At 66.2% G+C, this 23,088-nt stretch carries 26 protein-coding genes; 11 read left to right on the forward strand and 15 right to left on the reverse strand.

Annotated elements, in window-relative coordinates; all coding sequences use genetic code 11:
* Both ACWCPQ_RS00990 and ACWCPQ_RS00995 read right to left on the reverse strand, forming a co-directional pair.
* Window positions 1-780: an alpha/beta fold hydrolase gene (locus ACWCPQ_RS00990; protein WP_449893317.1), complete on the reverse strand. Its 780-nt coding sequence runs from the start codon at window positions 778-780 to the stop codon at window positions 1-3.
* Window positions 767-1,975 carry a saccharopine dehydrogenase family protein gene (locus tag ACWCPQ_RS00995; protein ID WP_449893319.1) on the reverse strand — a complete coding sequence of 403 codons (1,209 nt, stop codon included), beginning with the start codon at window positions 1,973-1,975 and terminating at the stop codon, window positions 767-769. The genes ACWCPQ_RS00990 and ACWCPQ_RS00995 overlap by 14 nt, the downstream gene beginning before the upstream one ends.
* 70 nt (window positions 1,976-2,045) lie before the next feature.
* On the opposite strand from ACWCPQ_RS00995, the gene ACWCPQ_RS01000 reads away from it, so the two are divergent.
* The 4 genes from ACWCPQ_RS01000 (at window position 2,046) to ACWCPQ_RS01015 (ending at window position 6,000) form a co-directional block, all read left to right on the forward strand.
* On the forward strand, window positions 2,046-2,621 hold the full coding sequence (locus ACWCPQ_RS01000; protein WP_449893321.1) for a TetR/AcrR family transcriptional regulator: 576 nt from the start codon (window positions 2,046-2,048) through the stop codon (window positions 2,619-2,621).
* Window positions 2,622-2,725: 104 nt separating this feature from the next.
* Window positions 2,726-3,655 (forward strand): acetoacetate decarboxylase family protein, encoded by a 930-nt coding sequence (locus ACWCPQ_RS01005; protein ID WP_449893323.1) that lies wholly within the window; start codon window positions 2,726-2,728, stop codon window positions 3,653-3,655.
* Between the two features lie 7 nt (window positions 3,656-3,662).
* Window positions 3,663-5,249 (forward strand): succinic semialdehyde dehydrogenase, encoded by a 1,587-nt coding sequence (locus ACWCPQ_RS01010; protein ID WP_449893325.1) that lies wholly within the window; start codon window positions 3,663-3,665, stop codon window positions 5,247-5,249.
* Window positions 5,250-5,310: 61 nt separating this feature from the next.
* On the forward strand, window positions 5,311-6,000 hold the full coding sequence (locus ACWCPQ_RS01015; RefSeq protein ID WP_449893326.1) for a type 1 glutamine amidotransferase domain-containing protein: 690 nt from the start codon (window positions 5,311-5,313) through the stop codon (window positions 5,998-6,000).
* Between the two features lie 240 nt (window positions 6,001-6,240).
* Here the strand turns inward: ACWCPQ_RS01015 and ACWCPQ_RS01020 are convergent, their stop codons facing one another.
* From ACWCPQ_RS01020 to ACWCPQ_RS01030, 3 genes are read right to left on the reverse strand one after another with little or no spacing between them, the layout of a single operon-like run.
* A complete protein-coding gene (locus tag ACWCPQ_RS01020; protein ID WP_449893327.1) occupies window positions 6,241-7,668 on the reverse strand; it encodes a tyrosine-type recombinase/integrase in 1,428 nt (475 codons plus the stop codon).
* Window positions 7,626-8,411 carry a hypothetical protein gene (locus ACWCPQ_RS01025; RefSeq protein ID WP_449893329.1) on the reverse strand — a complete coding sequence of 262 codons (786 nt, stop codon included), beginning with the start codon at window positions 8,409-8,411 and terminating at the stop codon, window positions 7,626-7,628. The genes ACWCPQ_RS01020 and ACWCPQ_RS01025 overlap by 43 nt, the downstream gene beginning before the upstream one ends.
* The gene (locus ACWCPQ_RS01030; protein WP_449893331.1) at window positions 8,408-9,451 is read right to left on the reverse strand and encodes a tyrosine-type recombinase/integrase; all 1,044 of its coding nucleotides are present in this window, start codon (window positions 9,449-9,451) and stop codon (window positions 8,408-8,410) included. Before ACWCPQ_RS01030 ends, ACWCPQ_RS01025 begins: the two co-directional genes overlap by 4 nt.
* Before the next feature lie 332 nt (window positions 9,452-9,783).
* Here ACWCPQ_RS01030 and ACWCPQ_RS01035 point away from each other — a divergent pair, with 332 nt between their 5' ends.
* Both ACWCPQ_RS01035 and ACWCPQ_RS01040 read left to right on the forward strand, forming a co-directional pair.
* Entirely contained in the window at window positions 9,784-10,170 is a 387-nt protein-coding gene (locus ACWCPQ_RS01035; protein WP_449893333.1) for an ATP dependent DNA ligase, read from the forward strand.
* Window positions 10,171-10,247: 77 nt separating this feature from the next.
* Entirely contained in the window at window positions 10,248-10,442 is a 195-nt protein-coding gene (locus ACWCPQ_RS01040) for a DUF6011 domain-containing protein (protein WP_449893334.1), read from the forward strand.
* A gap of 82 nt (window positions 10,443-10,524) precedes the next feature.
* Here the strand turns inward: ACWCPQ_RS01040 and ACWCPQ_RS01045 are convergent, their stop codons facing one another.
* The 4 genes from ACWCPQ_RS01045 to ACWCPQ_RS01060 all read right to left on the reverse strand — a co-directional run bounded on the left by ACWCPQ_RS01045 (window position 10,525) and on the right by ACWCPQ_RS01060 (window position 14,554).
* Window positions 10,525-11,118, reverse strand: coding sequence for an RDD family protein (locus ACWCPQ_RS01045; protein WP_423697072.1), 594 nt, complete (start codon window positions 11,116-11,118; stop codon window positions 10,525-10,527).
* 770 nt (window positions 11,119-11,888) lie between these two features.
* Window positions 11,889-12,533, reverse strand: coding sequence for a class I SAM-dependent methyltransferase (locus ACWCPQ_RS01050; protein WP_449894360.1), 645 nt, complete (start codon window positions 12,531-12,533; stop codon window positions 11,889-11,891).
* Between the two features lie 860 nt (window positions 12,534-13,393).
* Window positions 13,394-13,948 carry an AsnC family protein gene (locus ACWCPQ_RS01055; protein WP_449893335.1) on the reverse strand — a complete coding sequence of 185 codons (555 nt, stop codon included), beginning with the start codon at window positions 13,946-13,948 and terminating at the stop codon, window positions 13,394-13,396.
* A 243-nt stretch (window positions 13,949-14,191) separates the two neighbouring features.
* The gene (locus ACWCPQ_RS01060; RefSeq protein ID WP_449893337.1) at window positions 14,192-14,554 is read right to left on the reverse strand and encodes a hypothetical protein; all 363 of its coding nucleotides are present in this window, start codon (window positions 14,552-14,554) and stop codon (window positions 14,192-14,194) included.
* A 548-nt stretch (window positions 14,555-15,102) separates the two neighbouring features.
* Between ACWCPQ_RS01060 and ACWCPQ_RS01065 the strand changes: the two genes are divergently transcribed.
* Window positions 15,103-15,321, forward strand: coding sequence for a hypothetical protein (locus ACWCPQ_RS01065; RefSeq protein WP_449893339.1), 219 nt, complete (start codon window positions 15,103-15,105; stop codon window positions 15,319-15,321).
* A gap of 219 nt (window positions 15,322-15,540) precedes the next feature.
* On the opposite strand, the gene ACWCPQ_RS01070 is transcribed toward ACWCPQ_RS01065, so the two are convergent.
* Window positions 15,541-16,209, reverse strand: a complete 669-nt coding sequence (locus ACWCPQ_RS01070; protein WP_449893341.1) for a recombinase family protein — start codon at window positions 16,207-16,209, stop codon at window positions 15,541-15,543.
* 264 nt (window positions 16,210-16,473) lie between these two features.
* On the opposite strand from ACWCPQ_RS01070, the gene ACWCPQ_RS01075 reads away from it, so the two are divergent.
* The 3 genes from ACWCPQ_RS01075 to ACWCPQ_RS01085 all read left to right on the forward strand — a co-directional run bounded on the left by ACWCPQ_RS01075 (window position 16,474) and on the right by ACWCPQ_RS01085 (window position 19,555).
* Entirely contained in the window at window positions 16,474-17,142 is a 669-nt protein-coding gene (locus ACWCPQ_RS01075; protein ID WP_449893342.1) for a VOC family protein, read from the forward strand.
* Window positions 17,143-17,682: 540 nt separating this feature from the next.
* Window positions 17,683-18,342 (forward strand): hypothetical protein, encoded by a 660-nt coding sequence (locus ACWCPQ_RS01080; RefSeq protein WP_449893344.1) that lies wholly within the window; start codon window positions 17,683-17,685, stop codon window positions 18,340-18,342.
* Between the two features lie 331 nt (window positions 18,343-18,673).
* Window positions 18,674-19,555 (forward strand): hypothetical protein, encoded by an 882-nt coding sequence (locus ACWCPQ_RS01085; RefSeq protein ID WP_449893346.1) that lies wholly within the window; start codon window positions 18,674-18,676, stop codon window positions 19,553-19,555.
* Between the two features lie 94 nt (window positions 19,556-19,649).
* Here the strand turns inward: ACWCPQ_RS01085 and ACWCPQ_RS01090 are convergent, their stop codons facing one another.
* The 3 genes from ACWCPQ_RS01090 to ACWCPQ_RS01100 all read right to left on the reverse strand — a co-directional run bounded on the left by ACWCPQ_RS01090 (window position 19,650) and on the right by ACWCPQ_RS01100 (window position 21,302).
* Window positions 19,650-20,102: a hypothetical protein gene (locus tag ACWCPQ_RS01090; protein WP_449893347.1), complete on the reverse strand. Its 453-nt coding sequence runs from the start codon at window positions 20,100-20,102 to the stop codon at window positions 19,650-19,652.
* 53 nt (window positions 20,103-20,155) lie between these two features.
* Window positions 20,156-20,638, reverse strand: coding sequence for a hypothetical protein (locus ACWCPQ_RS01095; RefSeq protein ID WP_449893349.1), 483 nt, complete (start codon window positions 20,636-20,638; stop codon window positions 20,156-20,158).
* A 217-nt stretch (window positions 20,639-20,855) separates the two neighbouring features.
* Window positions 20,856-21,302, reverse strand: a complete 447-nt coding sequence (locus tag ACWCPQ_RS01100) for a hypothetical protein (protein ID WP_449893351.1) — start codon at window positions 21,300-21,302, stop codon at window positions 20,856-20,858.
* 62 nt (window positions 21,303-21,364) lie between these two features.
* On the opposite strand from ACWCPQ_RS01100, the gene ACWCPQ_RS01105 reads away from it, so the two are divergent.
* Window positions 21,365-21,589 carry a hypothetical protein gene (locus ACWCPQ_RS01105; RefSeq protein ID WP_449893353.1) on the forward strand — a complete coding sequence of 75 codons (225 nt, stop codon included), beginning with the start codon at window positions 21,365-21,367 and terminating at the stop codon, window positions 21,587-21,589.
* Window positions 21,590-21,898: 309 nt separating this feature from the next.
* Here the strand turns inward: ACWCPQ_RS01105 and ACWCPQ_RS01110 are convergent, their stop codons facing one another.
* Together ACWCPQ_RS01110 and ACWCPQ_RS01115 are read right to left on the reverse strand one after the other, a co-directional pair.
* The gene (locus ACWCPQ_RS01110; RefSeq protein WP_449893355.1) at window positions 21,899-22,369 is read right to left on the reverse strand and encodes a hypothetical protein; all 471 of its coding nucleotides are present in this window, start codon (window positions 22,367-22,369) and stop codon (window positions 21,899-21,901) included.
* A gap of 258 nt (window positions 22,370-22,627) precedes the next feature.
* A complete protein-coding gene (locus tag ACWCPQ_RS01115) occupies window positions 22,628-23,086 on the reverse strand; it encodes a MerR family transcriptional regulator (protein WP_449893356.1) in 459 nt (152 codons plus the stop codon).
* Window positions 23,087-23,088: the final 2 nt, after the last annotated feature.

Consider the following 23,088-nt stretch of genomic DNA (forward strand, 5'->3'; position numbering starts at 1 on the left):
TCAGTTGCGAGCAGCGTCGTGCCACCACATGACGATGCGGTTGACCACCGTGGCCGGGGTGCGGACCCAGCCGATGTGGTCGTTGGTCGAGCCTGGGGGCACCTGGTCGCTGGTGTGGTGCCAGCGTGTCACGGAGGTCGAGGCGAAGAGTCGCCTGGTGAGGTCGTCGACGGCTCCGACCGGCGACAGCGCGTCGTCGCCCAGGCTGATGACGAGGGCCGGCGTGGTGATCGGCTGCTCGATCGCGTATGGCGGTCGGCCGGTGAGGACCATGCGCGCCCATTCGCGCATGAACGTGCGGGCTCCGGGGCCGCCGAACGCCGGCTTCGGGAGGTAGCCGAACACCGCCGTCGTCGCCGGGACCACTAGCGCCGCCATGGCAGCGAGGTGGAGACCCCCGTAGGCGAAGTGCCGATAGTGCGGGATCGCGCCGGCGACCGTGATCACCCCGTCGGCCGGTGGACAGGTGAGCTCGTGCCCGGCTACGAGCTGTCCCCCGAGGCTGTGTCCGAGGAGGAGCACCGGCCGTGCAGGGGCCTCCGCACGCGCGGCGGCGACTGCCTGTGTGATGTCGTAGATCTCGTCGCGGTAGGCCCAGTCCTCGCGTCGGCTCGCCGGTGGGCGGCCGCGCTCGAACCCTCGCCGGTGCAGCGCTCGGGCCTGCCACCCGTGTCGCTCGAACTCGGCGACCAGTGGCCGGTAGTAGCCGGAGCCGATTGCCATCGCCGGCGAGATGAGGACGATCGGCGTGTCGGCGCCACCCTTTTCAGCGTCGGCCATGGGTCGCTCGTTCCGAGGTGTTCACGGTGAAGGAGATACCGGCGTCGCCGAGCCGGCGCAGCAGGTTCTCACCCATCGCGGCGGCGGTGGTGACCTGACCGGCAGTGGGCGGGTTGTCGTCGAAGGCCAGGCACAGTGCCGACTCGGCCAGCATCTTGGCTGTGTCGGTGTAGCCGGGGTCTCCGCCACTGACCTGGGTGTGCACGGTCTGACCGCCGCCCTCCCCGATGAAGTCGACCGTGAACCACGTGCGATCGCGCCGCTGTGCCGACGGCCCCTCTCCCTGGGGAATGCGTCGGCCGATGGCGCGGCGCAGAGGCGGGACCTGCACCGCTGCCAGGGCCGCGGCGAAGCCGACCACTACGCCGGCGAGGGTCGCCACGCGTCGGGTCCCGGCGTAGTGGGAGTAGGTGAAGTCGGGCCCGTAGTCCGGGCGAGCGAGCGCGGAACGTCGTACGACGTCGGGGTCGATCGTGGGCAGCGGGATCAGCCAGGTCCCGAGCGTGCGGTCGCGACGGGGGCGGCCGACGCGGGCGCGAACCTGTCGTCCCCGCGGCTGCGGCTCGAGGCGACGGCGTCCGGCAGCGGCCTGCAGCATGGCGCGCGGTCGCGACAGCTGGCCGAGACCGGAGTGCAGCGTGCCGCCCGAGATGGTGGCGTTCGTGCGGACCACCCCCCGAAGGGTCACCGGCACCCCGGACGGCAGCTGCTGGACGGTGAAGAGCGCGCCGAGATCGTGCGGGATCGAGTCGAAGCCGCAGGCGTGGACGATGCGAGCACCCGTCCGCTCGGCCGTCGCGTGATGCTCGACGTACATCCGGTCGACGAACTCGGGCTCGCCGGTGAGGTCGACGTAGTCCGTGCCGGCCGCAGCACAGGCGGCCACGAGCGGTTCGCCGTACTCCAGGTAGGGGCCGACCGTGGTGATCACGACCCGTGCGGACTCGGCGACGCGGATCAGGGACTGACGGTCCGAGGAGTCCGCGTGGAGAAGCGCAACGTCTCCCAGCTGCTGGTTGATCCGGACGAGGCGATCGCGGACGGCCTCCAGCTTGGCTTGGTTGCGTCCGGCCAGGGCGAGCCTTGCTTCGGGACGGAGATGGGCAGCGAGGTACTCGGCGGTCAGGCCGCCGGTGAAGCCGGTGGCGCCGAAGAGCACGACGTCGAAGGGGCGCGGGTGCGTGCGTGGGGACATCGGGTCTCGGTTCCTCCGGATATGCGCTATGTTTACAGTGCTAACAGAGCGTAGAAGGGCAAAGTAAGCAATGTCAACATCAGAGAAGAGTGGCTATCACCACGGCGACCTGCGGGCGGCGCTGCTGTCGGCCGCGATGGAGATGCTCGAGGCCGGCGAGTCCTTCTCGCTCCGCGCGATTGCGCGCAGGGCCGGTGTGTCGCCGACGGCGCCGTACCGCCACTTCGCAGACCGCGACGCACTGGAGTCAGCCCTGGCCGCCGAGGGCTTTCGGGACCTGCTGGCAGACCTGGGCGAGGGACGCAACCCACCCGCCTCGCTCTCGGATCTGGCCGAGTTCGCGACCGCCTACGTCGCCTTCGCGCTGCGGCGCCCGGCTCTGTTCCGCGTGATGTTCGGCAAGCCATGCGACGACGCGGACGACGAGCGGGTCAAGGCGGCCGACGCCCTGCACGAGCTGCTGGCCGACGCGCTGGACCAGGTCTTTCCCGAGGCGGACGCCTCGGCGCTGGCGTCGGCCGGCTGGGGGCTCGCCCATGGGCTGGCTTGCCTGTACCTCGACGGCAAGCTGCATGCGACCTCGGGCGAGGAGGTCGCCGCGCGGGTGCGCGGCGCCTTCCTCGCGATCGCGTCGGTCGGCCTCTGATGCGTGTCGCACCCGCCGCACGCCTCACATGAAGCGTTGTTGACAGTGCTCACATAACGTGCAATCCTCGGTGTTAACACCGCTTACATCAGAGGAGAAAGTCGATGGCATCGACCGGCAAGCCGACCGATCGGACCGTAGCGGTCGACCTCGGAGGGCGTCTCGTCGCCGTCCCCGAAGGCGGCCTCTACGACCGGTTTCGGATGAACACCGATCTCGACGAGGTCGCGCAGGACCCGCGGGTCAGTAGTGTCGACTTTTTCCGCCGGATGCCGAAGACCCGCGTGGACTCCCGCATCGGACCCACGCTGACGCCGAACTTCTACTACCGCATCTCCACGGCCCGGCTCACGATGCTCGCCCCGGCCAAGGCGATCCGGGCTCGCCTGCCGAAGGCGCTGGATCCGCTCGAGATTGCTCCGGGGCTCGGGATCGTCTCGGTGATGGCCTTCCGGTACGACGTGTGCGATATCGACTTCTACACCGAGGCCGCCGTCGGCATCGCCGTCAAGCCGGCGCGCCACGGCGGCGGGCTGGGCCTGCTCGACCTGGTCACCGGTCTGAAGAACGACTCCCTGCACTCCTACGTGCTCGCGCTTCCGGTCAACACCGAGATCGCGCAGTTGCGCGGCCACGACGGCTACGGCTTCCCCAAATGGGTCACCCAGCTCGATGTCGACATCGACACCGAGCGCACCTACGCCAGGGTCGCCAACGACCAGGGTGGCCTCGACCTCGCCCTCTCGGCGCCCACCCCGAAGCAGACCGCCCGGCCCACCGGCGCGCACGTCTCGACTCTGACCTCCTACACCACGATCGACGGTGGCTGGCACTCCACGACCAGCCAGATCAACATGCTCTCCTCGGGCACCGCTCGATTCCCCCGCGGCCTGGACCTCCAGCTCGGCGAGGGCCGGATGAGCGAGAACTTGCGCTCGCTGAAACCGATCCGGACGATCCAGCTCGATGTCACCACCGAAGGCCAGCTGGCACTGCACATGCCAGTGCCCACCTCCGTCCAGGATCGGAGCTGAGGACACGATGACCACCACGAATTCCGGCCACGTCGCCACCGTCCTTCCGGCCTCGCTGACATCGGCCCGGGTCCAACAGTTGGCCACCCTGGTCGCCGCCGGTGCCGGCGCCCAGCGGGTCACCACGACCTCCCCGTACACCGGCGCACCACTCGCGGACCTGCCCGTCTCCAACCCCGAAAACGTCGAAGAGGCCTTCGTCCGAGCACGCGCTGCACAGGCCGCCTGGGCGGCCGTCCCGGTGGCCGACCGCACGCGCATCATGCTGCGCTTCCACGACCTCGTCCTCCAGCGGCAAGAGCAGGCCCTCGACCTGATGCAGGCCGAGAGCGGCAAGACCCGCCGCGACGCCTTCCTCGAGGTCAGCGATATCGCGATCACCGCCCGCTACTACGCGCGCAGCGCACGGCGGCTCCTCGCACCGAAGCGCCGCAAGGGCGCGATCCCCGTGCTGACACACACCACCGAGCTGCACCACCCCAAGGGCGTGGTCACCGTCATTTCGCCGTGGAACTACCCGCTCAGCATGGCCGCCGGCGACGCCATCCCGGCCCTGATGGCCGGCAACGCTGTCGTGCAGAAGCCCGACACGCAGACCGCCCTGACCGCGCTGTGGGCCATGGAGCTCATGCGCGAGGCCGGATTACCGGCCGACGTGTGGCAGATGGTGGTCGGCCGTGGCAGCTCCATCGGAGGCGCGCTCATAGACGGCGCGGACTACGTGATGTTCACCGGCTCCACTGCCAGCGGGCGCCAGATCGCGCGTGACGCAGGTGAGCGGCTCGTCGGCGCGTCGCTGGAGCTCGGCGGCAAGAACGCCATGGTCGTGCTCGCCGACGCCGACATCCAGAAGGCCGCCGCCGGTGCGGTCGCCGCCTGCTTCCCCTCGGCCGGGCAGCTGTGCGTGTCCATCGAGCGGCTCTACCTCGCCGACGAGATCCACGACGCGTTCGTGGCCGCGTTCGTCGAGCGCACCCGGGCCATGCGCCTGGGGGCTGCCTACGACTTCTCGATGGACATGGGCTCGCTGACCACCTCCTCCCAGCTCGAGACGGTCAGCGCGCACGTAGACGACGCGGTGTCGAAAGGCGCGACGGTGCTGGCCGGCGGCAACGCCCGACCCGACCTCGGGCCACTGTTCTACGAGCCGACAATCCTGGCCGACGTAACACCGGAGATGACACTGTTCGACCACGAGACGTTCGGTCCAGTGGTCTCGATCTACCGGTACCGGTCGGTCGATGACGCGGTGGCGATGGCCAACGCCACCCCGTACGGCCTCAACGCCAGCGCCTGGGGCCGCAACGGCTCCGAGGCCCGCAAGGTCGCGCAACGGCTCCACGCCGGCACGGTCAACGTCAACGAGGCGTTCGCCGCCGCCTGGGGCAGCATCGATGCCCCCATGGGCGGAATGGGCGACTCGGGCCTCGGCCGCCGTCACGGCGCGGACGGGCTGCTCAAATACACCGAAGCCCAGACCGTCGCCCACCAGCGACTCCAGGGCTTCACTCCGCCCCGGTCAGTCGAGCACGAGCAGTGGGCGCGGATCCTGACCCGGGCCTTCAAGACACTGCGCGCCCTGGGCGTCCGATGACCACAAGACACGACGCTGCCCACCTCCTCGCCATCCGCCCCCGCAGGAAGGAAAATAAGCCATGACCAAGCGTGTGCTCCACGTCGTCACCAACGTCGGCCACTACGACGACCCTTCCCACGCGACAGGACTGTGGCTGTCCGAACTCACGCACGCCTGGCACGTGTTCGACAAGGCGGGCTTCGAACAGACCCTGGTCAGCCCGGCAGGCGGCCCCACTCCACTCGAGCCGCGGGCACTGAAGTTCCCCAACTACGACAAGACCGCCAAGGCCTGGCGCGCCGACCCCGCGAAGATGGAGCTCCTCGCGACCACGAAGAGCCCCGAAGAGATCGACTCCGCCCGCTTCGACGCCATCTACTTCACCGGCGGCCACGCCGTCATGTACGACTTCCCCGACTCCGAGCCCCTGCAACGCATCACCCGCGAGATCTACGAGCGCGGTGGTGTCGTGTCCTCGGTCTGCCACGGCTACTGCGGGCTGCTCAACACCCAGCTCTCCGACGGCTCCCACCTCATCGCGGGCAAGCATATGACCGGCTTTGCCTGGCAGGAGGAGGTGCTTGCCCGCGTCGACAAGCTGGTGCCCTACAACGCGCAGGAGCGCGCGAAGCAGCGCGGCGCGCTCTACGAGAAGGCAAAGCTACCGTTCGTGTCCTACACCGTCGTCGACGGCAACCTCGTCACCGGCCAGAACCCGGGCTCGGCCAAGGCCACGGCGCGAAAAGTCGTCGAGGCCCTCGCAGCCTGAAACGCTCGGTACGCGTGCACGACAGGACTGGAGGAAGCCGACCGAGTAGATCGAACAGCTGATGGTGACGGGCGCGGCGTACGTCCTCGCCGGGCGTCGAGATCCGACCTCGGTCGTGAATGACCGCGCTGACCGACTAAGTTAGCGCGGTATGCGGCATTACCGCACGCTTCACGGCCAGCACTCTCTGTGAGTTACCCGGATTACGGGCAGTTATCCAGGTAGCACCGGAGGCGGTCTTCAGCGGTGAATGCTCGGAAACCCGAGGTTGGTCAGCGATGGGGCCCGTGCGTTGCGTTCGTTCATTTTGTCCAGGCTCGCGAGTTTGGTCGCGGCGGCGCGCAGGCTGACGCGCAGTCCCTCGACTTCCCCGGTCCAGCCGCAGGATTGCGCCTCGGAGATACGGTCGCGCAGGTTGGCGATGATCTCGGCCAGGCGCGCGCGGGCGCGTGGGTCTACGTGCAGGCTCGGGCAGCGGATACAGGCGTGCTCATGCCGGCAGGGACTGCCGTATGGGCGTGAGCAGGTACCCAGTTCGAGTTTGCGCAGCTCGAAGTGCTGCTGGAACTCCTTCCATTCGCTGTCGGTGGGTTCACGGTATTCGGCTTGCGGGCGCAGGGCGCGGCGGTTGTCGAGGAAGGCCCGGTAGGCACGCACGAGGTGTTCATCGAAGACTGCGACGTAGGTTTGGGTTGTGTTGATGTTTCGGTGTCCCAGCAGTTTCGCCGCGATGTGGACCGGCAGACCGTTGCTGACCGCGTCGGTGGCCCACAAGCGGCGGAAGTCGTGCGGGGTGTAGCGCAGGGGCCGGCCAGCGGCGTCGGTGAGTCCGGTGCGCGCGAGGGTGCCGGTGAGAAGTTTCTGGACCTTGCCGTAGCTGAAGGTCTTCCAGATCCATCCGGTGCGGTGCTGGAACAAATGAGGAAGCGGCGGGCCGATAACCTTCTCGTGTGCGTCATAGCGCGCGGTCAAGGGCACGGTGGCGTCGTGATGGGCGCGCAGCCGGGAGATGATCGCCGCGAGCACGCTGGCCAGCTCCGGGCTGACCAGCAGCAGGCGTTCCTCGTTGCTCTTGGAGGGCACGATCTGCAGCATCGGCACGATCTCGCCGTTGGCGGGCACGGTGTAGGCGATCAGGCCGAGGTGGGTGATCTCGAGCAGTTCCTCGATGCGGATGCCGGTGTGGCGCAGGACCTCGATGATCGCCCAGGCCCAGAACGCGTCGTGCTCGGTCTTTCCGATATCGATCACCGCCCCGTTGTCCAGATCCTCAATGAGATCGGGCGGGCTCGCGGCGAGCCGGCCGGGATTCTGATACGGCCCAGGAAGTGGTCGCCCGTATCGGCGACCTTCGTGGGTGAAGCTTTCGCCCACCGGGGTCGCCGCGGCCGCAGCCAGTAGCCCGGCCTGTTCGGCGCGATATTTCTCGGCGGTCTCGACGAGGATCGGCAGGTGAGGCAGGCGTTCACGGATGCGTTGGGCCATCGCGGCTCGGCGTCTTTGGTCGGCTTTGGTGACCCCGCCGGTGTCGTTTTTGCGGATGGGGTTGGCGACGCTGTGGCGGGCCCAGTACGGGTCGTGCACGGCCCAGTCCTGGATGTCGCGGTAGAACGCGCGGACCGTGATCAGGACCTGGAAGTAGGTGTCCTCGCTGCGGGCACCGCCCAACCCTCGAGGCTGTCGTGCTCGCCGAGGTCGGCAATGCCCTGCAGCAGCGACCATCCCAGCGACAACCCGGCCGGGACCTGCTTGCCGCCGCGGCGCTGCCAAGCACGGTAGGCCAGCAGATCGATGGCGGTGAGTTGATCGGGATCCTTGCCGGTCCGGGTCGCGACCTTGCTGATCGTGGTGAGTGCTTCGTGGCAATGCACGGTATCGATGCCCCGCTCGGCGGCGCGCTGCGCTATCTGTGTGTAGAGATCCGGGCGCCACAGTTGCCGGTATTTGCCGTAGATCCGGGAGGCCTTGCACTCGTTGAGCAGGTTATAGCTGGGAAACACGATCCTCAGCAGGATCAGTGCACTGAGTCCGCCGAACAGCTGGATACGCTGCCGCTTCGGTGGCAGCGGATGCTCGTGCTGCACCAGGTCAGCGATCCAGTCGGTGTCGCGGTCCGCGCCCGAGACCAGCCAGCGCTGCTGCCAGCCGTGCGCGTCGGCGCTGGCCAGCCACTGCAGGATGTCGCGTGCGCCGTCGACGACGCGGCGATTGGTGGTGCTGCTCGTATCCGACCACCACGGCAGTTGTGGTATCAAAGCCAGGATCTGCGGGATCGACCAGTCATCGCGTACTCCACCGGTCTCCACCCGGGTCTCGGCGAGTTCCTCGTGCCACACCACCACCGGCAAACGGCGCCGTGCCCTACCCGCCCGCGGTTGCACGGCGGTCGCGGTGTCCAGACCTGCGCTCATTGTCGGCCTCCGAACAGCACCGCCAGGTCATCGTCGTCATAGCCAGGCGCGGGGGCCGGCGCCGGCCGGGTGGGGTCGGCGAGCTCGGCCAGGTGGCGGCGTACCCGGGCGATGGTCTCGGCGTCGTCTTGCACCAGATAGATCTGGGTGGTGGTCGACAGGTGCGCGTGCCCGAGGATGGTTTGCACATCGCGTTCGCTCAGGTGTTCATCGCGGGCCATGCGCAGGGCGGCGGTGTGGCGTAGGTCGTGCATCGACCAGTTCGTCCCCAGCGTCTCGTTGGCGCGGGTGAGGACTTTACGCAGCGCTTCATAGGTCATCGGCTGCCGGCGCGGACCGTTGCCGCGGTCACGGCGACGAAGTGTCTGCCACAGCTGTTGATCCGGCTCCACCGGTGTCTCCAGTTCGGCGATCCAGAGCCGCAACCACACGAACGCCTCGGCACTTGCCGGCAGCCACTGGCTGGCGCCGCTGCCCTTGCGGGTCACCCGGATCAACTGCTCACCCCAATCCAGATCGACCAGACGCAGCCCGAGGATCTCCGCGGAGCGGGCCGCGGTGCTGACCGTCAGCGACAGCACCGCCCGATCGCGATTGTGGCGCAATGCCGCGAACAACTGCTGCCACTGCGGATCGGGGATCTCGCGAGTCCGCTGTACGGGCAGCCTGGGGTTATAGCGCAACCGCCCACCGCTCTGGAAGGTGTCGAGCGGGTTGTGATGGGCGTGGCTGCGCGATCCTCGCCGGCTCAACGGCACCGGGTTGAGCAGCGGGCCCTCACCGATCTCGATCCAGAACTCGTAGAACGAGCGCACCACCGCGTTCGAATGCCGGATGGTGCGGGCGGCGTAGCGGTCATCGAGGTAGCGCTTACGCGTGATCGGGTTGATGGTGCCGGCGGTGCCTCGTGATTTCGTCCTTGGAGAGGTTCTCGGTTTGGTATGAAAACCGAGCCACAGCACAAGATCCCGGCACTCGGCAGAAGTCGCTCTGTCCCAGGCCACCTCAACCGCCAGCAGCCAACGCCACCACCGCAGCAACACATAGGCGTAGCTGCGCACCGACCGCGGGCTGTTGCCCTGCGCGACGAAGTCGGCGAGAAACCGCCGGATCGGCACCACGGGCACCCACTGGCATCCACAACCAGGAACGGCACGACCCCCTCGACCTCGACGACCCTCCCCCACTTGGCAGCCGAACTGCCCGAATATCCCGCTCAGCCCCACCATTCAAACCCAGAACCACCTCTCCCGTCAGACCACAGAAGATCTACCGGGCAACGAGGTAGAGCGATACCCGAAACACCGAAGCAAGCCGCGGTAGTCCGGTCAACGACTCGTCCTACCAGCCCGGGCGCCGTTCGCGGGCATGGGTGAAAACCCCGCTCCGCAAGACCACGGAGGCGATCGTCGCCGGCTGGACCGCCGGGACCGGGTCGGTGAATACCTCGTTCGGGTCGTTGATCCTGACCGGCCACGACCCGGCGGGGCAGCTGGTGCATATCGGCAATGTCGGCACCGGCTTCACGATGTCAGGGCGGCGGGCGTTACGGGCTCGTCTCGATGAGATCGCGCGCACCGAAGCGCTGTTCGTCCTGTCGCCGGGCCGGTTCGGGCGCCCCGGGGTGCCGCGGTGGGTGGATCCGGTGCTCGTCGGCGATATCGAGTACCGCGAGTACACCGGTGAGGGGCTGCGGCATCCCAGCTGGCGGGGCCTGCGCACCGACAAGGACCCCGCCGAGGTCGGGATACCGGAATAGTCGACGATCCGGGCGGCCGATGTCGGACGTGCGTGTCATCCTCGCGGGTGTACGTGTCCTGGCCGGAGGAGATGGATATGGCCGAGGTCGCCGAGGATCGGCCCACCGTGAAGCTGGTCGCGCACTGCCGCCGGTGCCATGGCTGGTTGCTGTCGCCACGGTCTGTGGCCGAGGGGATCGGCCCGACGTGCGCGGCGCGGGAACGTGCCGAGGAGCGCGACCAGGCTTCGGCGGCTCGACAGGAGCTGGTTTTGTTCGATATCGCGGCGTGAAGCCGGGCCGGCCGGGCAAACCGGCGCTACATGCCCAGTACGCCGCCGCGGCTGGGCCCGCGTGACATGCCTACCACGAGATTCAGAGACGTTTCGTCATATCCAACTTGCCCGGCAACACCATCACGAGGTCTGTCTTCAGATCGATCTTGCGCTTGGCGGCCCGCACCACCCGACTCCGCGCGGCCAGATCATGTAGCGCCTGACGCCGAGCCGCCGGAATGGCCGCGAGCACCAGGCTGACCGCAAACGACAGCATCCCGAGTATGGCCAGCATATTGAGGATGCCTGACTCCGGGAATCCCCCGGACAGCGACAAAAACACGAACGGCAGAAAGATGATCAGCATCCGAGTCACGGCAGGTCGCACACCGATACGGGGCGCGACCGTCTCCACTGCCGGCACGACCCGTAACCCGAGCAGCCCTTTGCCAAGGGTCTGCCCTTCCCGTCGAACCAGCAGAAACACCTCCAGCCCGACATAGGCGATGAAGTAGCACATCGCCGCCCCCAGTCCGTACACGAGGTCCTCATCCGCCCCCTCGGTCACCAGTCCGATCGGAATCCAGAGAATCGATACCGGTATGGCGACAACGAACGTCAGAACAAGACAGAACGCCAGATCCAGAATTCTGGCAGCGAGCCGCCGAAAGAAGGGCGCAGCTTCGTAGGACATCGGACCTCGCCTGTGTTCGAGCACCCGGGACGAGCAAATTCCCAGCAGCGCAGCTTTTCAATATACGCAGAGATCGGCCCATCCACACCGGCCGTTACCGCTTCACTTCCATCGCTACTACGTTGTCCCCGAATGTATTTTGCAACACGGCCTGACCGCCCCCGTCGCTGATCAACTCCGCAAGGCCCGTCGCCTGAGTGGATCGGTCGCCCGGGCCGGATCCACCGGCCGCTGCGGGTGCGCGACACCCTGTTCTGACCGGTCCCGGCGTTACCCCAGGGCCCGGTTCGTGTGCTCGTGGTCGAGCCATTCAGTGGTCCTCATGTCCGGGATCAGGTCCGCGCAGGATCGTCCGTCCTGGGTCCAGTCGTGGTCCCAGGCCCGTGAGTGGTGCGGTCCGGCGATGTAGCCGAAGGAGTAGGGGCGCCCTCGACTCCGATCCGCAGCTTGTCGGCGGTGATGCCCGCCCACTGGCGTCCGGTGTGCCGGCTGATCACCCGCCGTGCCCGGCCGGTCCAGACGTGCAGGGCGTATTTCGGGCTCGCTGTGGGTGACGCCGGGATTCCATGCCGGCTCCTGGGTCGACTGCGCGGGCGGGGCGTCTGGTCGGCCGGTGACCGCGGCGCCGAAGAGGCCGCGCGTCAGTGGGGGCGATGCGGTTCGGCGTCGCGTTGGTCGGTGACATGCGTACTCCAGGTCCACGCTTCCCGCCGGGCGGTGTACGTCGGGGACCTCGCGGTTCCGAATGGCGAGCCCGACATATGCAGAGGTTAGGACTTACTGCGTGCGAAGAGAATCGCTTGCTGAGCTTTCGCATCCGGGTCGAGCAGCATCTGGGCCTCGACCACGAATCCGGCATCGTGCAGCCAGGATGCCACCTGGTTCGGCTGACGGTGGTGGACATGGACCTTCATCGGGTGACCGCCGTAGCCCTCTGTCTTCAACAGCGACTCGTCGCCGACGTGAAACAGGAGTTGCAACGGTCCGCCGGGACGCAATGCTTGGTGGAAGCGCCCGAGCACAGTCGGCACCTCGTCGTCGGGGATGTGGATCAACGATTGCCAGGCGAGCAGGCCGGCCACCGAAGCGACGGGCAGGTTCAGTTCCGTCATCGAGCCCACCTCGAACCGCAGGCCGGGGTGGTCGCGCCGGGCCACGTCGATCATCGCCGGGGAGAGGTCGATACCGAAGGCGTCGACACCGAGCTCATGCAGGTGGGCGGTGACTTCGCCGGGGCCGCAGCCGACGTCGGCGACCGGTCCGCCGCCCGCGGTCCGCACGCTGTCGGCGAACAACGCCAGAGCCGCGCGAAGGTACTGGTGTCCGGCGAGGGCGCCGCGCACTTGGTCGGCATAGCTGACCGCGACCGTGTCATAAGAGGTTCGGGTGGCGGCCAACCAGTCATCCGTGGTCATGACCGGCACGATATTCCATGATCGCGGCGGACTCGGCGCTACCCGGGAACGACAAAGGTGCCTCCACCCGGCCGGGTGGAGCCACCGGTAGGCAGGACGGCATCGCTCATGGCGCGGGCCCCCGAGAGACTCTGGCCGACTCTGTCATCCGGTGGCGTGGGCATCAGTGACTGCGGCGAACGGCGGTACGCGTCTGGCTGTGACCGCGCATCGATAGCAGTGATACCCCGGATAGTGGGCTGTTATCCGGGGTATCGTGACCCTCGACCTGCGGCGGACCCGCTCCACCGGGTACACGAACCGGCCCCGTTATCCAGGGCAAGGACTGACGAGGGGATCCGAGGGCCGCGAAGGTGGCCCGGCTGCGCACCGCCCCGCCGGCGCGCAGCCTGCGCACCGCCGCCGAAGCGTTCCTCGACACCATCGGCTCGGCGAACACCCGCCGCGCCTACGGCATCGCCATCGTCAGACCGTCGACCGGCTCGACGGCCGCCCGGACGGACTCACCGCCGCCAGCCGCGCCCTGGACTCGGTCACCGACACCCCCAGGCCGAGAACCTGCGCCGCTACTTCAAACCCTCGCCGCAGGCGATCCGTGAGCTGACCTCGATCCTGGGCCCGGGAGCCGAACGCCGACGCTGACCAGCAGCTACGCCATATCCGTTGGTTTTTCGGCGGTTACTACCCGGACCCCTGACTGGCAGCCGCCCTGCGGGTGCTGCCGACGATGCCGAGGACGGCTGGTCACCGAGAAAGGTTGGCTCGCCAACTTCGCCTATTTGGAGTACAACCTGGTGTGCAACCGGGTCACTCGGTAGAAGCCGACCTCACACATCTGGTTACACCGGGTGCGTCAGTTCTCATTTGGCGAGCCTCCTCGCCCAGCGGTCATGTGCAGACTGGCGAGAGATCCCGACCTCGCGGCCAATGTCGGCCCAGGAGGCGCCAGCGTCGCGCGCGATGTGTACGGCCAGGTCCAGTTTCCCCTGCGCGTCGGCGACCGCATCGGCGTGCCGCCCCACCTCGTGCAGCTCGGCGGCAGGAGGACCGGCGTGGACCTCCCAATCCACCATGATCAGGGCGTCGTCTAAAGGGGCGAAAAAGGCTACCTCGCTCGGCCAGTGGACCTTCCGGGCGTCGAGATCCTGGTCCGCCAGGGCGGCCACACGAATCCAGTCCGGCCCCGTCCAGCAGCGGCGCCAGCCGTTGGGGTAGCTGGAATAGGTGGTGCAGATCGCGCGCCAGCCAACGATCTCGGCGGCGCTGCGGGTCGACCACCGGTCAACAGGCAGCGGTGTGCCGTCGGCGTCGATGGTCACCAGCGGTCCGGTCGCATCCCAGCGCTCCCCGGACATGCCGTCGGCGAAGAAGTGGACCATGGCACCTGCATGCCCACTGTCGGTCAGCCTGCTCATGGGATACCCCCGGAATCGAGATGTCAGGACTCCCGACAAATCTATCGGCGGTAAGGGAACCCTGACAGCAGTCGACCGAGGAGAACGCTATATGTCTATTTGGGGTAGACCCCAGATAGATACTCCTGACCGGGGCTAACGCGTCAAAATAGAGTCTCCTCGCACGTTGATTGACAGCCGTCCATCGTGTTGAAGGACCTCACCTTGTCACGCGTATGGCCTGGGGCCGGGCGCGGCGTCGGGTCAGTCTGGGAGCCTGGTCGGTAGTTCGACGCCGAGTGCGGTGATAGCGTCTTCGACCGTTGCGCCGGCGGGCGGGTCGCCGTGGATGGTCCATTCGATAGTGATGTCGTAGCGGTCCGACCACTGGCGGGCGTAGTCGAGGACACCTTTGACGACGTCTTCCAGGTCGGGGTTGCCGTGATCGTCGATGCCGGAGCTCTCGTCACGCAGTTCGTATTCGCAGGACCAGTCGACCCATTCCGGAGGCTCGCCCTCTTCGGGAGGTGAGTCGTCGACGTTGCGCCACAGTTCGGCATCGAGCACCCGCGCCCGCTTCACCGCGGTACCCGAAGCCAGTGGCAACAGACGGCGCGGCCCGAGCACGCGCGCACCTTCGGGTCGACGCACTCCTGGGCACGATGCGGCTGGCGCGATTTCCTCATCTCGTTATGCTTTCACCCCACGCGAACTGATCGAGGCGCCGCCTTCGACGGCCGCCTTATCGACCAGATCACCGAAGTGCTTCACACGCCGCGTCTCCCTTCCTCGGGACGCCGCTCGATATCGCGCTCCGCGCCCCGCCTATCTCATCTGGACCCGCGGCTACGGCTAGATCTAGGACAACCACGTCGAATATGGCGAAGGAGCCCGGAAACCCGCGGATCGACTCGATTTCAGGGGCTGGTCGTGGCGGGTAGCGCGCCGCGCGGCGGCTTGTGAGTTGGGGCGCCCAGTAGACTCTCCGATCAGCGGAACGGCCAAGCCCTACCCACCGTTTCGCGCTCTGCTCGTTGGTGTTCCGGTGCCGCTGGCATCTGTGGGAGTGCGGCGGGTGGAGATGTCCCGATCGGTGTGATCGGTGCCTCTCCGTCCGTCGCAAGAGCACGGATTCCCCTGGCCTTCGGGCCTCACACGACAAGGAGCGGTTCTACATGGACCAATCCGGAACGAGCGGAAACCGGCGCGGCCGCAAAGCCGCCCAGACGATCACCCGCAAGGTCTTGCCGGCCGTGCTCGCGCACGCGCTGAGCAAGATGGTGGCGGCGTGGATGGCGAACCTCGTCGAAGACGACGAAGCCGCCAGCCCGGCGCATACCGTACTGACGGCGATCGTCAAACTATGGAAGATCCTGCTCGGCCTAGGAAACTGACAGGATCGACCTGATCCAAGCCCCGCGTCTCGCGCGCCTAGCAAGCGCGCGGGGCCGGGGTTTTTCCTTTTTGGAAGCTCCATCCTGGAAGGTTCCATATGGAAGATTCCAGGATTCAACTTTACCTGTAGTCAGGTCGCAAGTCTTTCCTGAAGTCTTGTGACAAGCTGTCCGGCCCGGATCGCCTTCACCGCGACCCGGATCTCCCGGCCTGAGTCCTCAGCCCCTCCCGGCGGGGACGTTTGCCGTCGTGTCTGGGGCGGTGGTGAGTTCGGGCAGGTACTTGTAGAGCGTGGTCCGCGAGATCCCCAGAAGCCGAGCGATCGAAGACACCGACTCATCCGGCCGGGTCATCAACGCGCGGGCCTGGCGGATCTGCTCCTCGCTCATGGCTGGTGGACGGCCGAGGCGTTGCCCGCGGGCCCGGGCCGCGGCGAGGCCTTCGTGGGTGCCGTCGACGATGAGCTCGCGGATGAACTCCGCCAACGCGGCGAACACATGAAACACCAGCCGCCCACCGGGAGTCGTGGTGTCGAGCGCCTCATGCAGGGAACGGAACCCGATACCGCGGCGGCGCAGGTCGGCGACGATCGAGATCAGGTCCTGCAGGCTGCGGCCGAGCCGGTCGAGGGAGGCGACGACGAGGGTGTCGCCGGCGCGCATGTAGTCCAGGCACGCCGACAACTGCTCGCGCTCGATATCCTTCCCAGATTTCTTGTCGGAGACAACCTTCTCGCAGCCCGCCGCCTTCAACGCCCGGGTCTGCCGATCCAGGTTCTGGTCCCGGGTGGAGACGCGGGCGTACCCGATGAGCGCTCCTCCCCCGCCGATCGGGTCCAGGGCATCGCCGTCGAGAGAAAGCGGTTCGAGCGCATCGGTATCCGTCACCCTCGAATCGTACAGAAAAGGGTGTTGCGCTGTTATTGAACAGGCAGACTTTACGACACGTTTTTTGAACAGTCACGGTTCTCGGTCGACCTGGGCGTTCGTCTGTCGGAGCCCGTTTCGAGCGGAGTGTTCATAAAACGATCATTTGATGAACAGATTCCTGTCGCGACATCCAGTCTGCAATGGTTTCTGCGATGCTTACGGGCCATGAGTACGCGACCTTCCGGAGATCCGGTCCCCCGGCCTGACGGGACATTCTGCTGGATGGACTTGAAGACACGGGATCCGAACGCGGCGGCAGCTTTCTTCGAACGCGCGCTGGGCTGGACTGTCGAGACCGACCAGGACTCGTGGCGGCACGCTACCGTCATCCGGGTGGGCGAGCACCGCATCGGCGGACTCAGTGACGTGACGGCAGCTATTTATCCGCCCGGGACACCCCCGCACATCGCCTGCTACCTGGCGGTCGACGAGGTGGACGCGCGGGTCGCGGCCGCGGTCGAGGCCGGTGCCCGACTATTGGTGGCGCCCTTCGATGCCGGGGACGACGGCCGGATCACGACACTGATCGATCCGTTCGGCGCGGCAGTGTCGCTGTGGCGGCGGGCACCGCGGAGGGGTTGGACGCATCCACGGGCGACCAGGGCGGCGCCGCGGCGACTACAACACCTGAGCGCAGATCCACCAGCCGCCGCCGAGTTCTACCAGCGCCTCCTCGGAATGACCGATCCCGACACCGACTTCACTGGGCTCGCAAAGCCGAACACGGTGCCGGGCTGGCGCCTGATCGTCGCCGTCGACTCCGTCACCGAGGTTCAACGGCGAGCCGGCGAGTCGCATGGCGGAACTGGGCGGGTGGATCCCGTAAACGACCGGGGGGTGGTTGCTGATCTCACCGCACCCGATGGCCTCACCTTCTCCATCGAGGGCTGACTCCGGGAACCGGTTTCGCAGCGGACCGAGGATGGAGCGTCCGAGATACCGCTCTTCCTGCTGTCCAAAAAAGGGGTGGTCCTGGACGAAACTCGGTCGAATATATCTATGACCAGCGATGATCTCGCCTATAGGTGTTCAAGAACACATCATTTAATGGACGACACAAAGTCCCCCGGCCGGTCCGACCCGGGCAGGTGTGGCGTACCTGGACCTCAGGTCGATCCGCTATGATCGTAGTCGGGGTGGCTGTCCTCGACGGAGTCTGTGGGCCAAGCCGAAGTCACCATTCGCTGAACTGCTCCGGTAGTATGTCCAGGCTCCATTTGCGGGAGTAGGGCAATAGGGCCCAGCCTGTCGGATCCGTCGATTCGGAGGAATCTCGTGGCTCGACGCATCGGTCGAGGACATGTGATCTCGTGAACCGGTGGCAACCTGCCGACGAAGTTGCGAGATGGGCGGCCCAGCTGTCCGAGCAGTTGACTCGAGGGGCGGCGCAGGAGGCGCGGTCGGAAGCAGCAGCGGCACAATATCCGAGATGTGATCGGTGGAGTAACGGGTGCCGAAGAGCAGGGCGAAGGGCTACTCGACGGGACATCGAGAACCTCTCTCGAAGGGAAGAATATTCGGGCCGTGATCCTTGGGGAGGACGACCACCGCGAGCCCCTCGGAATACATGACGATGCCGCTCGTGCGGGTGATACGACAATCGGCCCGCAGATCGACACACCCGCTCTCATTGACGATGACAGGTCCGCACTGCAGCGCTACGGGGGATCCTCCGGAGGGTTGAACTTCGCAATACGCCAGAACGATCTGAGCCGCTACCAGCAACTGTTGCGCGACGACATCAACTCGGCCCTGAGCAAGCTGCCCGATTACAGCAACAAATGGGTCATACGTCGGGTCAACCTTTCACCCGAAGCGTTGGCCCGTCACCGGGACGATCCGGATCTGGTCGAGGCGGCATTCACCTCCGCGTCGAGGACGGACAAGGCCGCATGCGGCACCGACCGCATGAGCGGTATTCCTGTGGAGTTTCAGCTCTTGTCGAAGCACGGTAAGGACGTGAGTGCGTACACGGGTAAGCCTGAGGAGGAGGAGATACTGTTCCGAAGCCCCACGCCGTTCAGGACAATCGAGATTCCATATGTGGATCCGGAGACCGGGCGGACTGTGATTCGCAGGGTCGAGCTGTGACGAGCACGGCGTCGCACCCTGGACCTGGGGTGAACCGGGGGTCGGGGAGCAGATCCGCCCGATACGGCGCTAAGCGCGGAACATCATCGAGCGGTGTTGGCCTATAGGTGATTTCATGTCGGCGTGACCGATGAGGGTGGCCCCGCCTGGACCCCTGCACGCGCTGCACCAGAACAATGTCGCCGTCGACCGGATGGTGGCATTACTGGCCGGGGGTGCGCGAACGTACCGATCAGCGCGTCTAGGCCGGCGCCGAACTCCGCACCCCGGGCCCCCGTCGAGGGGGACGGGTCGGGTGAGTAAAGGTTTCGGTAGGAATCTGATGTCTGGGGTGGTCGAGGCCTTGAGCCGCCATCTCGGGGCAATGAGCGATGCCATCGCCAATCCCTGGTACCGGGGCAGGATCATTCACCCGACCGTGCAGGGGGTCGCCGAGACGGTCGATAGGGACCAGCTCCTCCGGGAGAGGATTCGGGCGACTCGCCTCCAAAGACAACGGGTGGCCGAGGCGGAGATAGAACCGATGCTGCCCTCGGTCGGGGAGCTGCGGATCCGGCCCGAGTCGCCCTCGCAGTATCTGGCGGACACCGATCTTCGCCAGCTGCGTGCCCGGGAGATGCGACAGCTCGACGATATCGATCAGAACCATCACGGCCTGGAGCGTAAGCACGGTACCGTGCCGGTGGAGATGGATCCGACCTCGCTGCGCACGCAGCCGGCAGCAGACCTGACCTCCTTGTTATCCCAGGCCGGGAGGGCCGAGGGCGGTGCGCGGCTGGTGGTAGGCGGCGGTCACGTTTTCCGGCCCGCCGAGCCAGGCGAGGTGTTCCTCAACAGTTTTCCGGAAGACAGACCGGATGTCGTGGCAAATTTTCGTGACATGTCGGTGCTTCCCGATGCGGTCTTCGACGAGGTCTACTTCGAAGGGGTGCCGTTGTCTTACAACCTGCGCGACGGCGGTGCCGCCGAGCTCCATCGGGTCCTGAAACCCGACGGCAGGCTGCTCATCCAAACCGGACGGGTGGAGATCCTGCCCGCCCTGGAGCAATCGATGAACGTAGGCGCTCTGCAGAGTGCGGGGTTCACCGACATCGAGATCCGGGGTCCGCTGCCACCGCCTGAACGTCGACGCCCTCGCTGCCGCCGGACTGCCCGACGAACGCATCTACGTCGACCGCAAGACCGGCACCACCGGTACCCCCAAAAGCAGTAACAGGGGTAGGGGCGCATTCCCCAGAAATCCGGCGGTGCAACTGCAGGATTTACCGGCACGGCAGCCCCGTTGCCGTGATCGAAGTGTGGTTGTGTCAGCGGAGTTTTTCGGTCAGTTGCTCCAGGCCGTCTTTGATCAGCTGTCCGTACTCGTCGTCGCCTAGTGCGCCGATGGTGTTCTGCGCGTGCCGGAGGTGTTCACGAGCTCGGTCGAGATCGCCCAGCTTGAGGTAGCAGTCACTCAGGTTCAGATGCAGCGAGGGATACAAGCCGGCCACCGACAGCGTGACGCCCGATTGCGTCAGGTCGGCGTCGGTCAACTGGTCCGCGGCCGCCAGCGCGCGCAGATCCCAGGCGAGTTCCTGCTGTACGTCTTCTTGGGCGTCGGCGATCGAATGAGCGAGTGTGCACCGGTGCAGCGGGTCTCCGTCCTCGCCGCCGATCTCCTCCCAGATCTCGGCGAATAACAGGCGGGCGGCTTCTCGCTCACCACTGTGGTTGAGCTGCGCTGCTTCACCGATCCGGAGCAGCGTCGGGTCCGTGATCATCCACGGTTCCTTCCTGGCAGGTTCGCGGGACATGGGTGACAGGCCCCGAGGCGCTACACGATACCGCTCTCTGCATCACGAATCGCATTGTTGGCTGGGGCAGCGAAGTGCATGCGCATCCACGGTATCCACGTGCCGGTGCCGGGGTCGCGTTCCCACAGTGCGGACATCGACGATCGGTCTTCGGCCGGCCGGAGAGTGCTGCGCATTCCTTCGCCCTCGAAGTGCCAGGACCCATCGGCGTTCGGGCGTGCCGTCATAGTGCTGTACGCCCCGGAGGCGTCGAAGGCCCGCATCGCGTAGGTACCGGCCTCCGGGGCGTAGTCGCCGATCAGTTCGAGAGCCCGGGTGCGCTCGCCGCCCATCATCACATCGACGCGGTGCAGGATCCAACCGCCTCCGGTCATCCACTCGTACTCGTCCGTGCCCTCGATCGTCAGCGTCTGCCGACCTTTCTCGTCCAGGACGACACCGGATGTCTTCCACCGGCCGATGATCGATTCGAACCGGAGCATCGCAAGGTCGGGTGTGGTCATGGGAGATTCTCTCTTCGTTCGGGCGCGGGACACACGCTCGGCCCGAGCACGGCATTACACGGATGCTCGGGCGGTGCGCTCGTGGAGTAGACGAGCTGGACCCCGAACGAACTCATCGGCACGGCACTTCCGATCTTCGGTGAATGCGTGAGGTTGCCTCCGGCGAACAGGGCCTCGACGGCACTCTTCGCCGGGTTCGTGCTCGGCCGGTCACAGGTCATGGTTCGGGTACGAGGGTGGTCACCATCGATTGCCACGGGACAGCCGAGGCCCAGCCGACAAGAGGCATGGTCTCGTTGTAGTGCGGAGCAAATTGCGCGACGTCGACCGTGAGCATCTGGTAGTTCAGGCCGCGGACATGGTCCAGGAACGTCCCGGGCAGCGATACATGATGGGTTTCCAGGTAGTGCGAGAAGTCCTTGCGCCACAACCAGGTGCCATCGGTCACCAGGGATGAACATCCGGGAGCGTTCCGGTGGTCGCTCCCAGTGATGACGTCACGCCCGGGTTCCATGACGTCCAACACCACGTAGCCGGCGTCCAAGTAGGCCACCAGTTCCGCCTCATCCGGCTCACCCACCGGCCGGACGGCGTCGAGGATCGACCCGCTCGACCGGCTGCAGTGCTTGTCCAGTTCATCGTAGAAACCCAGCAATCCCAGCACCACAACTCCTTCGACGAGCCGTTCCACCCTGCTGACATGGACATCCAGCTACCGTGGGGCGGGTGCGTGAAGACAAACAATCACGCGGCGGCGCCCGCAGAACACAGCGTAGCCGGGCCCATCGGCAGACCCGGGCGAAGGCAGCCGGCTGCAAGAAGATGTTCGCCGACAAGAAGTCCGAAAAGGACATCGAACGCGAACAGCTCGCGAAGTGCCTGGACTACATGCGCGCCGGCGACCCCACGACCGGGCACTCGCCATCACCGACACCGGCAACGATGAGTTGAGCAGGCTCGGCATGTGGCCCAGCCAGGAACGCATGCCCGCATGATCGACCCCCCGCGCCGCCCCGCCGCGTGTTCGCAATAGGGTTGTTTTCGGGCAGTTCGCCGACAGTAAACATCGATGACCAGCGATAATTATGTCCACGAGTGCCCAAGAATGCATCGCTTGATGAACAGCTGGGCGTCTCGAACTGCATGAGCACTTCTATTCGCCTCCTGGTGGAGCATCGGGGCCGGCGCTGACGTTCCGAGTGGGCGGCGCGTAGTGCGTGATGGGGTCGTCGAGGAGTGCTTCTTCCGCAGGGCTGTGCGTCACAGCGGATAGAGTTGATGCATCGACACGGGTTTCGTCCCCGATGGACCAACTATAGGTTGCGGGTTGAACGCGTAGACATCGGTGTCGATCCCTGCTTTCCACAGCTCAGCGGTCATTTCGTTCGCCGAAGCGTCGCCGTAGCAGATGGAGGACACCGTTGTCGGGCTGTTCTCGTCGATGGCTCGTCGATAGTGGTCGTTGGCGGTCAGGATTCGGCCGAATGATCCACCGTCTACAAGTAGGTCTGCGGTGTTTCCGTCATCGGTTCGAATCCGGACCATCGTTTTGCCCTCGGGCGTCCCGTGGGCGAAGACGTAGGTAGGCGGGCCTGGTTCGCCGTTGTCCCAGGGTGCCGGTACGGGATCGGGAAGATTCCATCGGTGTCCGCTGCCGTCGGGTTTCGGGGTGATGACGAGCTCTTGGGTCGAATAGTAGGTGTCTGATACTCGGAAGTCGGCGCGGCCCATCTGACCCAGTTGTCGGGATTGTCCTGTTGTGCGGGGAACTTGACGCCGATGACGTTGCCTTGCGCGTCCCGCAGCTCAACATTCTCCACTTGCCTCACCTGTGCCGTCATCGCGCCGCGGCCACCCTCCGACCAGGAGTCGCACGACCGGCGACGAGCCCCCAATGTCCACAAATGGGTTTTTCATGGACGGAATCCCGGGTGTAAGTATCGCTGACCAGCGATGAATCCGCTGTGCGATGTTCAAGAATGCATCAATTTATGAACAGTGCGTGGCTCCGTCCGCCTCGCCGCCGACGCCCATCGGGGCAGAGGTTGGGGCTGGGTGCGGGTGATCACCGTCGGCGAGGGTGTTTTTGAACTGGGGGCACTGGACCAGGGGCTGGTGGGTGCAGGTCGCTGCGTGGCTCAGACTGTCGCGCATCCGGGTCAGCCGCGCAATGTCGTGGTTCAGTTGCGCCGCCTTGACCGCGAGCTGGGCGCGCAGCTCGGTGTCGTCGGGTGTCGCGGTGAGGAACCGCTGGATCTGGGCGAGGGTGAAACCAGCTCCGCGCGCGCAGTCGATGAGCGTCAGACGATCGAGTACGTCCCGTTCGAACGTGCGGCGCAGACCGTTGCGTCCGGCCGACTGGATGAGGCCCCGTCGTTCGTAGAACCGCAGGGCAGAGGGAGCCAATCCGGACCGGTCGGCCACCTCGGCGATATCGAGCAGCGCCATAC

The organism is Nocardia sp. NPDC001965 (assembly GCF_053594175.1).

What these genes read in the sequence shown, in the direction of transcription:
- ACWCPQ_RS00990 (WP_449893317.1), bottom strand. Translation starts at nt 780, where the DNA reads ATGGCCGACGCTGAAAAGGGTGGCGCCGACACGCCGATCGTCCTCATC.
- ACWCPQ_RS00995 (WP_449893319.1), bottom strand. Translation starts at nt 1,975, where the DNA reads ATGTCCCCACGCACGCACCCGCGCCCCTTCGACGTCGTGCTCTTCGGC.
- ACWCPQ_RS01000 (WP_449893321.1), top strand. Translation starts at nt 2,046, where the DNA reads ATGTCAACATCAGAGAAGAGTGGCTATCACCACGGCGACCTGCGGGCG.
- ACWCPQ_RS01005 (WP_449893323.1), top strand. Translation starts at nt 2,726, where the DNA reads ATGGCATCGACCGGCAAGCCGACCGATCGGACCGTAGCGGTCGACCTC.
- ACWCPQ_RS01010 (WP_449893325.1), top strand. Translation starts at nt 3,663, where the DNA reads ATGACCACCACGAATTCCGGCCACGTCGCCACCGTCCTTCCGGCCTCG.
- ACWCPQ_RS01015 (WP_449893326.1), top strand. Translation starts at nt 5,311, where the DNA reads ATGACCAAGCGTGTGCTCCACGTCGTCACCAACGTCGGCCACTACGAC.
- ACWCPQ_RS01025 (WP_449893329.1), bottom strand. Translation starts at nt 8,411, where the DNA reads ATGAGCGCAGGTCTGGACACCGCGACCGCCGTGCAACCGCGGGCGGGT.
- ACWCPQ_RS01040 (WP_449893334.1), top strand. Translation starts at nt 10,248, where the DNA reads ATGGCCGAGGTCGCCGAGGATCGGCCCACCGTGAAGCTGGTCGCGCAC.
- ACWCPQ_RS01045 (WP_423697072.1), bottom strand. Translation starts at nt 11,118, where the DNA reads ATGTCCTACGAAGCTGCGCCCTTCTTTCGGCGGCTCGCTGCCAGAATT.
- ACWCPQ_RS01050 (WP_449894360.1), bottom strand. Translation starts at nt 12,533, where the DNA reads ATGACCACGGATGACTGGTTGGCCGCCACCCGAACCTCTTATGACACG.
- ACWCPQ_RS01055 (WP_449893335.1), bottom strand. Translation starts at nt 13,948, where the DNA reads ATGAGCAGGCTGACCGACAGTGGGCATGCAGGTGCCATGGTCCACTTC.
- ACWCPQ_RS01065 (WP_449893339.1), top strand. Translation starts at nt 15,103, where the DNA reads ATGGACCAATCCGGAACGAGCGGAAACCGGCGCGGCCGCAAAGCCGCC.
- ACWCPQ_RS01075 (WP_449893342.1), top strand. Translation starts at nt 16,474, where the DNA reads ATGGACTTGAAGACACGGGATCCGAACGCGGCGGCAGCTTTCTTCGAA.
- ACWCPQ_RS01090 (WP_449893347.1), bottom strand. Translation starts at nt 20,102, where the DNA reads ATGATCACGGACCCGACGCTGCTCCGGATCGGTGAAGCAGCGCAGCTC.
- ACWCPQ_RS01095 (WP_449893349.1), bottom strand. Translation starts at nt 20,638, where the DNA reads ATGACCACACCCGACCTTGCGATGCTCCGGTTCGAATCGATCATCGGC.
- ACWCPQ_RS01110 (WP_449893355.1), bottom strand. Translation starts at nt 22,369, where the DNA reads ATGGGCCGCGCCGACTTCCGAGTATCAGACACCTACTATTCGACCCAA.
- ACWCPQ_RS01115 (WP_449893356.1), bottom strand. Translation starts at nt 23,086, where the DNA reads ATGGCGCTGCTCGATATCGCCGAGGTGGCCGACCGGTCCGGATTGGCT.